The 11,581-nt window shown below is 68.1% G+C and carries 13 protein-coding genes; 8 read left to right on the top strand and 5 right to left on the bottom strand.

What is annotated here, in order from left to right; genetic code table 11:
* The first annotated feature begins 194 nt into the window (after positions 1-194).
* The 4 genes from K9U41_RS19005 to K9U41_RS18990 all read left to right on the top strand — a co-directional run bounded on the left by K9U41_RS19005 (position 195) and on the right by K9U41_RS18990 (position 3,755).
* Positions 195-983: a Bax inhibitor-1/YccA family protein gene (locus K9U41_RS19005; RefSeq protein ID WP_282642437.1), complete on the top strand. Its 789-nt coding sequence runs from the start codon at positions 195-197 to the stop codon at positions 981-983.
* A gap of 256 nt (positions 984-1,239) precedes the next feature.
* Positions 1,240-2,133: a transketolase gene (locus tag K9U41_RS19000; RefSeq protein WP_282642436.1), complete on the top strand. Its 894-nt coding sequence runs from the start codon at positions 1,240-1,242 to the stop codon at positions 2,131-2,133.
* An 18-nt stretch (positions 2,134-2,151) separates the two neighbouring features.
* Positions 2,152-3,144 (top strand): transketolase family protein, encoded by a 993-nt coding sequence (locus K9U41_RS18995; protein ID WP_282642435.1) that lies wholly within the window; start codon positions 2,152-2,154, stop codon positions 3,142-3,144.
* Between the two features lie 68 nt (positions 3,145-3,212).
* Positions 3,213-3,755, top strand: coding sequence for a 2,4'-dihydroxyacetophenone dioxygenase family protein (locus K9U41_RS18990; protein ID WP_282642434.1), 543 nt, complete (start codon positions 3,213-3,215; stop codon positions 3,753-3,755).
* A gap of 54 nt (positions 3,756-3,809) precedes the next feature.
* Here the strand turns inward: K9U41_RS18990 and K9U41_RS18985 are convergent, their stop codons facing one another.
* Together K9U41_RS18985 and ribA are read right to left on the bottom strand one after the other, a co-directional pair.
* Positions 3,810-4,562: an SDR family oxidoreductase gene (locus K9U41_RS18985; protein ID WP_282642433.1), complete on the bottom strand. Its 753-nt coding sequence runs from the start codon at positions 4,560-4,562 to the stop codon at positions 3,810-3,812.
* Positions 4,563-4,698: 136 nt separating this feature from the next.
* Positions 4,699-5,811: a GTP cyclohydrolase II RibA gene (gene ribA, locus K9U41_RS18980; RefSeq protein ID WP_282642432.1), complete on the bottom strand. Its 1,113-nt coding sequence runs from the start codon at positions 5,809-5,811 to the stop codon at positions 4,699-4,701.
* 85 nt (positions 5,812-5,896) lie between these two features.
* Between ribA and K9U41_RS18975 the strand changes: the two genes are divergently transcribed.
* The 4 genes from K9U41_RS18975 (at position 5,897) to ptsN (ending at position 8,929) form a co-directional block, all read left to right on the top strand.
* Positions 5,897-6,826 (top strand): RibD family protein, encoded by a 930-nt coding sequence (locus tag K9U41_RS18975; protein WP_282642431.1) that lies wholly within the window; start codon positions 5,897-5,899, stop codon positions 6,824-6,826.
* Entirely contained in the window at positions 6,783-7,343 is a 561-nt protein-coding gene (locus K9U41_RS18970) for a cytochrome b (RefSeq protein ID WP_282642430.1), read from the top strand. The genes K9U41_RS18975 and K9U41_RS18970 overlap by 44 nt, the downstream gene beginning before the upstream one ends.
* A gap of 207 nt (positions 7,344-7,550) precedes the next feature.
* Positions 7,551-8,135, top strand: a complete 585-nt coding sequence (gene hpf / locus K9U41_RS18965) for a ribosome hibernation-promoting factor, HPF/YfiA family (RefSeq protein WP_282642429.1) — start codon at positions 7,551-7,553, stop codon at positions 8,133-8,135.
* 329 nt (positions 8,136-8,464) lie between these two features.
* Entirely contained in the window at positions 8,465-8,929 is a 465-nt protein-coding gene (ptsN, locus tag K9U41_RS18960; RefSeq protein ID WP_282642428.1) for a PTS IIA-like nitrogen regulatory protein PtsN, read from the top strand.
* A 120-nt stretch (positions 8,930-9,049) separates the two neighbouring features.
* On the opposite strand, the gene K9U41_RS18955 is transcribed toward ptsN, so the two are convergent.
* The 3 genes from K9U41_RS18955 to K9U41_RS18945 form a co-directional block, all read right to left on the bottom strand.
* Positions 9,050-9,319 (bottom strand): DUF1150 domain-containing protein, encoded by a 270-nt coding sequence (locus K9U41_RS18955; RefSeq protein ID WP_282642427.1) that lies wholly within the window; start codon positions 9,317-9,319, stop codon positions 9,050-9,052.
* Between the two features lie 40 nt (positions 9,320-9,359).
* Positions 9,360-9,785: an Hsp20 family protein gene (locus K9U41_RS18950; RefSeq protein WP_282642426.1), complete on the bottom strand. Its 426-nt coding sequence runs from the start codon at positions 9,783-9,785 to the stop codon at positions 9,360-9,362.
* Positions 9,786-9,922: 137 nt separating this feature from the next.
* Complete coding sequence (locus K9U41_RS18945; RefSeq protein ID WP_432715829.1) at positions 9,923-11,566, bottom strand: FMN-binding glutamate synthase family protein; 1,644 nt, start codon at positions 11,564-11,566, stop codon at positions 9,923-9,925.
* Positions 11,567-11,581: the final 15 nt, after the last annotated feature.

Raw genomic sequence — 11,581 nt, 5'->3', positions numbered from 1 at the left:
CCCCTGCGCCCCAGCCCCATTGCAATTATATGCAGGTGCGAAGGCAGGTCACCACCTGACGTTAAGTGACCTTGCGTAAATTTCATCCGGGCTTGTCTTGCCGCCGTTTCGCGAACCCACCATATTCACCCCGGATGCGCAGGCTTGGTTTTGGCCGGCTGGCGCGTCATTCGATTTCTCAAAGGGGAACGACGATGTCCGATTATGATCGCAACGTCGCCGGGCGTTTCAACCCGTCGGTGGCACGCTCGCAGGCCGCGATCGACCAGGGCCTCCGCGCGTATATGCTCAGCGTCTACAACTATATGGCGCTGGGCCTCGCCATCACGGGTGCGGCGGCGCTCGGCATTTACCTGCTGTCGGTGACCACCGATCCGAGCCAGGCGGCCGGTCAGGTGCGCGGCGGCATCATGCTGACGCAGTTCGGCTACGCGCTGTTCGTGAGCCCGCTCAAGTGGGTGGTGATGCTCGCGCCGCTGGCCGCGGTGTTCTTCCTGAGCTTCCGCGTGGAGCGCATGAGCGTCGCGGCGGCCCAGACCACGTTCTGGGTCTTCGCGGCCATCATGGGCGTGTCGCTCTCCACGATCTTCCTCGTGTACACCCACGAGAGCATCGTGCGGGTGTTCTTCATCACCGCGGCGTCCTTCGGCGCGCTGAGCCTCTACGGCTACACCACGCAGAAGGACCTGTCCGGGATGGGCACGTTCCTGATGATGGGCCTGATCGGCATCATCATCGCCTCGCTGGTGAACATCTTCCTCGGCTCGACGATGCTGCAGTTCATCGTCTCCGTGGTGGGCGTGCTGGTGTTCGCGGGCCTCACCGCCTACGACACCCAGCGCATCAAGGAGATGTATTTCGTCGGCGACGACGTGGCGGTGGCGGGCAAGAAGGCCATCATGGGCGCCCTGACCCTGTACCTGGACTTCATCAACCTGTTCATGATGCTGCTCCAGCTCTTCGGCAACCGCAGCAACGACTGACGCTCAGGTCGCGGCGTCAACGTCGCGACCTCAAGGTCGAAGGTTCCAGGCCCCGGCATCCGCCGGGGCCTTTTTCATTTCCCGCCCCCGCCAAGCCCTTCACTTCGAGCGTATCCGGCTCTAGGCGCGCGCCTCGATAGATGATATATCATATTTTATCAAACGGTGGAGCCGACGCGGCTTTCGCTCGTCCGCCCACAGGCACCGGCCGGCAATGGGCTGCCGGACCCGAGGAATGCCCAGCCAGAGAGCCTTCATGAGCGCACGCGAACTGACCCTGCCCCCCGACGCGCGGCCCGCGTCCAACTTCCGCCCCACCGCCGAGACCCTCGCCCTGCTGCGGGAGAAGGCGCGCTTCGTGCGGCTGGAGACCATCCGGCTGATCGAGGTGGCGAAGGTCGGCCACTACAGCTCCGTGTTCTCCGCCGCCGAGATCTTCGCGGCGCTCTATTACGACGTGATGGACATCACCCACGGCGAGCCGCGCCGGCCCGACCGCGACCGCTTCCTGATGGGCAAGGGCCACGCCGCCGTGGGCCTGTTCCCCATCCTCGCCGAGTTCGGCTACATCGACCGCGAGACGCTGGACAACTACACCCGCCTCGGCAATCCGCTGGGCGACCACCCGGACATGCGCAAGGTGCCGGGCATCGACTTCTCCTCCGGCTCCATCGGCCACGCCCTGTCCGCCGGCCTCGGCATGGCCCTGGGCGGGCGGATGCAGAGCCGGGCCTTCGACGTCTTCGTCATGCTCGGCGACGGCGAGATGCAGGAAGGACAGGTGTGGGAGGCGGCCATCTCGGCGGCTCACCACAAGGCCTCGAACCTCGTCGCCATCATCGACCGCAACGGCTTCCAGCTCGACGGCGCGGTGGACGACGTGATGGGCATCGAGCCGCTGGACGAGAAATGGCGGGCCTTCGGCTGGGAGGTCCACACCGTGGATGGCCACGACCTCGACGCCCTCACCACCCTGCTGCGGCAGGTGAAGGCCGACGAGGCGCGCGAGAAGCCCTGCTGCATCATCGCCCGCACCCTGAAGGGCAAGGGCGTCTCCTACATGGAGACCGAGCCCGGCTGGCACCTCGGCTATCTCGACCCCTCGGACGCCGCCCGCGCCGTCGAGGAAATCCTGAACCGCACCATCTGAGCCGAGGACATCCCTTTCATGAACCGGCCCCTTTCGCCCAATTCCTGGCAGTACCGCGAGCTGAACGCCAAGACCCCGGGCCTCAGCCACCTCTCCGACGCCCTCATCTCCCTCGTGGAGGCGGGCGAGCCGGTGGTGGCAGGCTCCGCGGACCTGCAATATTCCAACGGCCTCAACACGTTCGCCGCGCGCTATCCGGAGCGCTACATCCAGTTCGGCATTTCCGAGCAGAACATGGTGACCGCCGCCGCCGGCCTCGCCACCACCGGGCTCAAGCCTTATGTGGCCACGTTCGCCTCCTTCCTCGGGCTGTTGTGCTGCGAGCAGATCCGCATGGACGTGGCCTATTGCGCCCAGCCGGTGCGGCTCATCGGCCATCACACCGGCATCTCGCTCGGCTTCTACGGCACCTCCCACCACGCCACGGAGGACATCGCCACCATGCGGGCCATCGCCGACCTCACCGTGGTCTCGCCCGCCGACGGCCCGCAGCTCGCGGCCGCCATCAAGGCGTCGGCGGACTATCCCGAGCCCATCTATTTCCGCATCGGCCGGGGCCGCGAGCCGGACGTGTACGCCCTCGACACCCCCTTCACCTTCGGCAAGGCCATCGAGCACCTGGCGGGCGACGAGATCACCATCTTCGCCTGCGGCATGACCGTGCATCCGGCGCTGGAGGCGGCGCGGGCGCTGAACGCGCAGGGCCACAGCGTGGGCGTCATCGACATGCCCACCATCAAGCCCCTCGACCGCGCCGCCATCCTCGCCGCCGCCGCGCGCTCGCAGGTGCTCATGAGCGTGGAGGAGCACAATGTGCTGGGCGGGCTGGGCAGCGCCATCGCCGAGGTGTTGACGGACGAGGGCGCCGGCGTGCGCCTGGTGCGCCACGGCATCCACGACGAATACAGCCTGATCGCGCCGCCCACCCACCTCTATGCCCATTACCGCCTTGATGCGGCGGGCATTGCCGAGGTGGCGCGGGAGGCCATGGGCCTGCGCAAGGCGGCCTGATCGCGGCTCGGACTCAAAACGGCGCCCCCATGGCAGAGACCGTGGGGGCGATCACGGGAGGACCGGGAATGACCACCGCTGAACAGCACGCTCCCGCCCCCGTCGACGAGCGGTGGCAGCCCTACCGCAAGCCCCAGCCCGCCGAGGCCGTCCCCGAGCTGGTGGTGGCGGCGGCGGTGCCGCAGGACGAGCGGCTGTGGGTGCCCATCGAGGAGAATGTGTGGTTCCGCCCACTCCTGCTCTCCGCCTCATCCGGCTACTGGATGAGCGTGCTGCGGGTGCGGCGGGCCGGCGTGCTCTCGCGCCACCGCCATCCGCAGCCGGTGCACGGCTACGTCATCAAGGGTTCCTGGCGCTATCTGGAGCACGACTGGGTGGCGAGCGAGGGCGGCTATGTCTACGAGGCGCCGGGAGAGACCCACACGCTGGTGGTGGACCCCCACGTGGACGAGATGATCACCCTGTTCCAGGTGAACGGGACCATGATCTATGTGGACCCGGACGGTGCTGTGACCGGCTTCGACGATGTCTTCACCCGCATAGACAAATGCCGCGCCCACTACACGTCCGCGGGCCTCGGCGCGGGCTTCGTCGACCAGTTCATCCGCTAAAATGCCGCGACCGGGCCGGCAAGGCGCACCGGCCCGGTCGCGGCAAACGCACAATCAGCCGCGGCCGATGAGCGGCATCTTGGTGGCCATGATGGTCATGAACTGCACGTTGGCATCCAGCGGCAGGCTGGCCATGTAGACCACCGCGCTCGCCACATGGGTCACGTCCATCACCGGCTCCACCTTGATGGACAGGTCCGCCTGCGGCACGCCGGCCTTCATCTTCTGCGCCATTGGGGTATCGGCATTGCCGATGTCGATCTGCCCGCAGGCGATGTCGTAGACGCGCCCGTCCAGCGAGGTGGACTTGGTGAGCCCGGTGATGGCGTGCTTGGTCGCCGTATAGGGCGCCGAATAGGGCCGCGGCGAGGTGGCCGAGATGGAGCCGTTGTTGATGATGCGGCCGCCGCGCGGCTCCTGCGCCTTCATCACCCGGAACGCCTCCTGGGTGCACAGGAACGGGCCGGTGAGGTTGGTGTCCACCACCTGCTTCCACTGGGCGAAGGTGAGGTCCTCCATGGGAATGGCGGGGGCGCCGGTGCCGGCATTGTTGAACAGCACATCCACCCGGCCGAACTTCTCCACCGTGGCGGTGAACAGGGCGCGGACCGAATCGGGATCGGTCACGTCGGTGGGCACGCACAGGGCGTCGGCGCCGATTTCGGCCGCCGTCTCTTCCAGCGCGTCGAGGCGACGGCCGGCCAAGGCCACGCCATATCCCGCACCGGCCAGCGCCACCGCCACCGCCCGCCCGACGCCGGACCCCGCTCCGGTCACGATGGCGATCTTCTTCCCCGTCCTGCTCATGGCCGCTTCTCCCAAGTCCTCTGCCACGTGTCATCCCACGTCGCGTCCCACGTCTCGTGCGTGACTGGTGCGGTTTTAAATCGTTTCGAATGTCTCCGACAACCGGTCGGGTCACCTTTTTTCGCGTGCCGGAGCGTCAGTCCGGAGCGCGCGCGGCCAGGGCGTCGAAATCGATGTAATGGCCGGCGCGGTCGCGCTTGGAGGCGAGGTAGCGCACGTTTTCGGCAGTGGGACGGCCCAGCACCCGCTGGTCGGAGACCACGTCGAGCCCGGCCGCCTTCAGCGCCGCGATCTTCTGCGGATTGTTGGTGAAGACGCGCACCGCGCTCACCCCCAGCTGGCTCAGCATCTCGGCGGCGAAGTCGAAGCGGCGCTGGTCGAGGTCGAAGCCCAGCGCCGCGTCGGCGTCATAGGTATCGTAGCCCTGGGCCTGCAGGGCGTAGGCGCGCATCTTGTTGGAGATGCCGTTGCCGCGTCCTTCCTGGTCCAGATAGAGCAGGATGCCGCCGTCGTTGTCCGCCATGCGGCGCACGCTGTCGCGCAACTGGTCGCCGCAATCGCACTTCAGCGAGCCGAACAGGTCGCCGGTGAGGCAGGCCGAATGCAGCCGCACCGCCACCGGCGCGGACAGGTCGGGACGGCCCACCACGATGGCCACCTGGTCGCGCAGGCCCTCGCCGCCGCGGAACACCACGAACTCGGTCTCCGGCGCCCCTTCCAGCGGCACCGGCGCGCGACCGACAATGGCGAGCCGCGTCACCTGGGCGGCGCGATAGGCCATCACGTCCGCCGCATCCACCATGAGGAGGCCGGCCACCGCCGCCGCCGGCACCACGCACACCACGGCGGCGGGCAGGACCAGGGCGAGGCCCAGAAGCTCCAAAGCGGCGAGGTCGAGGGCATTGGCCGGCGCCACCGGCGCATCCACCCGCGCCTCCGGGCGCAGGGCGAGGGCCGCAACGCGTGCGGCATCGAGCGAGGGAAGGGAAACGGAACCGGCCTGGGCGCGCGGGGCGCCCAGCTTCAGGAGGCGCGGCGCCGGCAGGACGAGGCGGGCCTCCCCGGCCCCCGCGGCGGCAAGGGCGGCAGCGGCCCCCGCATCGAAGGCCTCGGCGCCGATGACCAGCACCGCCGCGCCGTTCGCCGCAAGACGCACGCCGCGCCCGGCGCGCAGCTCCGCCAGCGCCCGCTCCACCGCCATTTCTCCCGCGCCCCGGCCAAGGCCGAGACCGTCAACCACCGTTGTCATGAAGACCCCTTACAAGCAGAGGCGGCGCCGCAACGCGCCGGAAAAAGATCCACGAACGCAGCAGGGGCGTAACAAACGAGGGCGTATGGCGTTCCTGCTCCACATGCTCCATCTCTACGGCGGGCGAGAACCGATGGATGACACGACCCGGCGGCGGTCTCCGCATCAGGCGACCACCGTCCCTGAAGTGGCGATACATCACTCCATTCACAAGGGAGAACGGCCCTTCGTGGTGGCCCAGCTCGGCCAGTCGCTGGACGGGCGCATCGCGACGCCCTCCGGTGATTCCAAGTACATCAACGGCCCGCATGCCCTCGACCACCTGCATGCCCTGCGCGCCGGCGTGGACGCGGTGGTGGTGGGGGTCGGCACCGTCGTCGCCGACGACCCGCTGCTCACGGTCCGCCGCGTGGCGGGCCAGAGCCCGGCACGGGTGGTCATCGATCCCTCCGGCCGTGCCGATCCTGCCGCCCGCTGCTTCACGGCGGACGGCGCGCGCCGCATCGTCCTGCGCCGGGCCGGGATCGCGGCGCCCGTCGCCCAAGGGGTGGAAGTGATCGCCATCGAAGGCGCGGGCGCCTTTGAGCCGGCCGCCATGCTGGACGCCCTCGCCGCCAGCGGCCTGACGCGCATCCTGGTGGAAGGCGGGGCGCACACGCTCTCGGCCTTCCTGGAAGCGGGATGCCTTGATGCCCTTCACGTTTTCGTGTCTCCGGTCATCCTGGGGGCCGGCCGAATCGGTCTGACACGCAAGGCGTGCGACACTCTGGCGGACGCCCTGCGGCCCGCCGCCCGGGCGCATGTGTTTCCGGACGGAGACGTGCTGTTCGCCTGCGATCTCGCCCGAGACGCCGGCCACGTTGGCGACCTCGACCGTCCGCAACAAGCCGGGAGGGAGGGCCAAGCCCATGACAACCGAACGCATGACAACCGAGCCCGTGGCACCGAAGCCGACGACATCCGATCCAGCGATGTCCGCAGCCGCCGCACCCGCCGCCTACGTGCGGCCGGCTAGATGGCTGCACTGGATCATGGCGGTGCTGGTTTTGTCCGTGATCCCCGCCGGCTTCATCATGATGAACCTGCCGTCCGGGCCGGCGCAGGACTGGTTCTTCGACCTCCACCGGTCCATCGGCTTTACCATCCTGTGCCTCGCGGTGCTGCGGGTGGTGGTGCGCATCCTCAATCCACCCCCGCCCCGCCCCGCGAACCTGCCCTTTGCGCTGTGGCTGCCGGCGGAGATCATTCACTACATCCTGTACACGCTGCTCCTCGTGATGCCGCCGCTGGGCTGGCTCGCCTCCAACGCCTTCGGCTCGACGGTGAGCGTGTTCGGCCTGTTCAACCTGCCGAATCTGGTGAGCAAGGATGACGCCCTCGCCGACCTTTTCGGCGGCTGGCACCAGCGGCTGGCCTATCTGATCACGGCGCTGGTGATCCTGCACATCGCGGCCGGCCTGTGGCACGGCATCATCAAGCGCGACGGGGTGCTCTCGCGCATGCTGCCCCATCTCTCGCGCCGGCAGACCTAGCCTCAGGGCAACCGGCCGAACCGGGTGCCATGGCGCAACTGCCGGTGGCGCCACCACGCGCGGCATTACGGGAGATGGGAGGGGCCGGCACTTCGCATGCGTCTTCCGTTGACATGCCGGCGAAGCAATCCTACCACTTGTACTGCCGGCCGGTTTGTAATGCAGGATGGGTCGAGTTCTCGGCCCCTCCATAGGGGATCAAATCGCATGGCCCTACGCGTGTCCGGAAAGAATATCGACGTGGGCGAAGCCCTTCGTCTGCGTCTCACCGAGCGGGTCTCCGAAGTCCTCGCCAAATACTTTGATGGCGGATGGTCGGGACATGTCACCGTCTCCAGGGACGGCTCGGGCTACCGCTCCGAATGCCTGCTCCACCTCGATTCGGGTGTGAACCTGCAAGCGCATGGCAGCGCCCAGGACGCGAACTCCTGCGCCGATTCCGCGGTGGAGAAGATCGAGAAGCGCCTGCGGCGCTACAAGCAGCGCCTCAAGGATCGTCACGGCCACGGCAACGGTGGTGCCAATGACTTCGCCGCCCAGAGCTACGTCCTCAGCGCCGCGCCCGAAGGGGAGAGCGACGAGGAACTGGAAGGCTGGAGCCCCACCGTCGTCGCCGAGCAGGTGAGCCGCCTGCGCTCGCTGTCCGTCGCCGATGCCGTGGTGGAGCTGGACATCACCGGCGCGCCGGTGGTGGTGTTCCGCCATGCGGGGCATGGACGGCTGAGCGTGGTTTATCGCCGCCCGGACGGCCACGTGGGCTGGATTGATCCCGCGGCCGAAGATCTGCACTAGAACGCGATCCGATCAGGTTGCACCAACCTGATCGGCGATCGCCTTCTAACTTATTGAAGAAAGACGGGTTTACCGTTCGGGTTGAATTCATCCGGACGGCTCCGGCCGGAAGCCCTTCGGTTCGCGTGCGGACCATGGCTTGAGCGCGGAGCGCGATCCCATTAATGGAGGCCGCGACGACGACCTCCGGGAGGGGGGACCCTCCGCGTGTTGTACAGAGCCGGATCGGGCCGGGCGGCGAAGCAGGACCCTGCTTCCCTGCCCGGCATCCGGCTCTCGCGTCCGCCGCTTATTTCGAGCCTCGGCCGCTCGCCGCAGGGATCCGATCCATGCCTCTCGCCGACCTTCTCGCTCCGGAAGCAGTTTTTCCCATGCTGCGGGCGAGCAGCAAGAAACAGGCTCTCCAGGAATTGTCGCACCATGCGTCGGTCCTGATGGGCCGCGACCAGCGGGAGATCTTCGAGACCCTCCTCCAGCGCGAGCGCCTCGGCTCCACGGGCGTCGGCAACGGCATCGCCATTCCCCACGGCAAGCTGCCGGGGCTGACGAAGCTGTTCGGGATGTTCGCCCGGCTGGAGAAGCCCATCGATTTCGAATCGCTGGATGGCGCCCCGGTGGACCTGATCTTCCTGCTGCTCGCGCCGGAAGCCGCCGGCGCCGACCACCTGAAGGCGCTCGCCCGGGTCGCCCGCATGCTGCGCGATCCGGACGTGGTGGAAAAGCTGCGCGCCAACCGTGACGCCGGCTCGATCCACACCCTGCTCACGGCGGCGTCGGCCTCCAACGCCGCCTGAACGGCACGCTGCCCGGCATCAAAGGGCGCGAATCAGCTACCTGCCGCACACCCCCGATCCCAAGCGGACCGGCGACGTGCGGCAGATGCCTTGCTCGTCAACGCTCGGCTGAAAGCCTGATCAATGCACGCTGACGGGCACCAGCTGGTGCTCCATGGCATTGGCGAGGGCCGCCTCGCGGCTGTCCGTGAGCATGATGGGGGTGCCGTCCGCCGCATGCAGGGTGAACAGCTTCATCCCCGGCGCGATCTGCGGCGCCTGCGGGAACAGGGCCTGCACGTCCTCCGAGCGGATGGAGCGCACATAGGCGATCTCGCCGCCGCCGAGGACCGCTAGGGCTTCGGGGGTGATTTCCGCCGGGGTGATCTGGTTTTCGGTATCGTGTGTCATCTCAAAACTCCTCACTCCGGGCAATGCGGCACAGCTCCCCTCACGGGCGGGAGACGATGTCGATGCGCTTGGCGTGGCGAGCGGGTTCCGGGCGAACCAGATCCACCGAGAGCAGCCCGTTCTTCAGTTCCGCTCCGAGCACGTTCATGCCCTCGGCCAGAACGAAGGTGCGCTGGAACTGCCGGGCTGCGATCCCCCTGTGCAGGAATACACGACCCTGGCCATCCTCGACCTGGCGGCCCCGGATGGTCAGTTCCTTCTCGTCGAGGACGACTTCGAGCTGTTCCGCCGTAAAGCCCGCCACCGCCAGGGTGATCCTGAGGCGCAGCGGCTCGCTGGCGGCTTCGATCCTCTCCACATTGTAGGGAGGATAGCCCTCGGCACTCTTGGCGACGCGGTCGAGCGCCCGCTCGACCTCGTCGAACCCCAGGAGAAACGGGGACGACAGCGAAGACATCCGCGACATCGGTCAAAGCCCTCGTCAAGCGACTTTGCATTGCCGGGCGCGCACCGCTCCGGCCGCGCCCGCCGGGGCCCTTACGGCACCCCGACCCTGCCGATATGGGGAGCGCGTCCCTCCCCCGCAAGACGACGCCGTTGGTCTCAGGCGGCGCGCCGCGGCCCCACGGCGGTGCGGGGGGCGAAGCTGTCGGCGTCCGCCGCCAGCCAGTCGGCCCCGTAGGCCGTCTCGTCCGGCGTCTCCAGCAGCGCGCCGGCGGCAAGGAAGGGATAGAGCCGGTCCAGCGGCTTCACCTCGATGGGGCTCACCCGGTGCCACACATGGTGCGGCAACAGCTCGCCGGGATGGGAGAGGCCCGCCGCCGCCACCAGCTCGGCCAGCGCATGCACCGTATGGCGGTGGAAGCTCTCCACCCGCTCCGCCTTCTCCGGCACCACCAGCCCGCGCTGGAGGTGGGGATCGTTGGTGGTGACGCCGGTGGGGCAGGTGCCGGTGTGGCAGCGCATGGACATGACGCAGCCCAGGGAGAACATGAAGGCGCGGGCCGCGTTGCACCAGTCGGCGCCGATGGCCATGTTCGCCGCCATGGAGAAGCCGGAGGTGACCTTGCCCGAGGCGGCGAGCCGCACCTCCGGGCGCAGCCCGGTGCCCACCAGGGCGTTGCGCACCAGGATCAGCCCTTCCCGGAGCGGCATGCCGAGATGATCGGCGAGCTCGGGCGGGGCCGCGCCGGTGCCGCCCTCGGCGCCGTCCACCACGATGAAATCCGGCCGGATGCCGGTCTTCAGCATGGCCTTGGCAAGGGCGAACACCTCGCTGGGATGACCCACGCACAGCTTCAGTCCCACCGGCTTGCCGCCGGACAGATCGCGCAGGTGGGCAACGAACTCCATCATCTGCGCCGGGGTGGAGAAGGCGGAGTGGCGGGCGGGGGAAATGCAGTCCTCGCCCATGGGGATGCCGCGGGTCTCGGCGATCTCCGGCGTCACCTTGGCGGCGGGCAGCACGCCGCCGTGACCGGGCTTGGCGCCCTGGGAGAGCTTGATCTCCACCATCTTCACCTGGGGGTCGGCGGCGCGCTCGGCGAAGCGCTCGGGCGAGAAGGTGCCATCGCGGTTGCGGGCGCCGAAATAGCCCGAGCCCAGCTCCCACACGATGTCGCCGCCATGGGTGCGGTGATAGGGCGAGAAGCCGCCCTCTCCGGTGTCGTGATAGAAGCCGCCGGTCCTGGCCCCGAGATTGAGCGCCTCGATGGCATTGCGCCCCAGCGAGCCGAAGCTCATGGCCGAGATGTTGAGAACCGAGGCGGAATAAGGCTTGGCGCAGGCCGGCCCGCCCACGCTCACGCGGAACGGCTCGTGCGCCACCGGCTCCGGCGCGAGGGAATGGGTCATCCACTCATATTCGGCGGAATAGGTGTCCAGCTCGGTGCCGAAGGGCTGGCGGTCTTCCTGGTTCTTGGCCCGCGCATAGACGATGGAGCGCTCATCGCGGTTGAACGGGCGCTCGGAGAGGTCGTCTTCCATGAGATACTGGCGCAGATAGGGTCGCAGCGCCTCGAATACCCACCGCACCGAGCCGACCACCGGATAGTTGCGCAACAGCGAGTGCTCGGACTGGGTGATGTCGAACACCCCCACCAGCACCAACGGGAACAGCACGCAGAACACGATCAGCCATGCCGACTGGTCGGTGAAGGACAGGACGAGGCTCAACAGGGTGACGGCCACCAGCGCGATGAAGACGCTGTAGCGGGCAAGAAGCGCCGCGAGGCTGGGGGAGATCAGGCGGCGGCTTGGGGG

It is taken from the genome of Xanthobacter autotrophicus, from assembly GCF_029991245.1.
Taxonomy (GTDB): Bacteria; Pseudomonadota; Alphaproteobacteria; order Rhizobiales; family Xanthobacteraceae; genus Xanthobacter; species Xanthobacter autotrophicus_C.
Note: the sequence above shows the minus strand (reverse complement) of the source record. Positions and strands in the feature narration are given on the sequence as shown.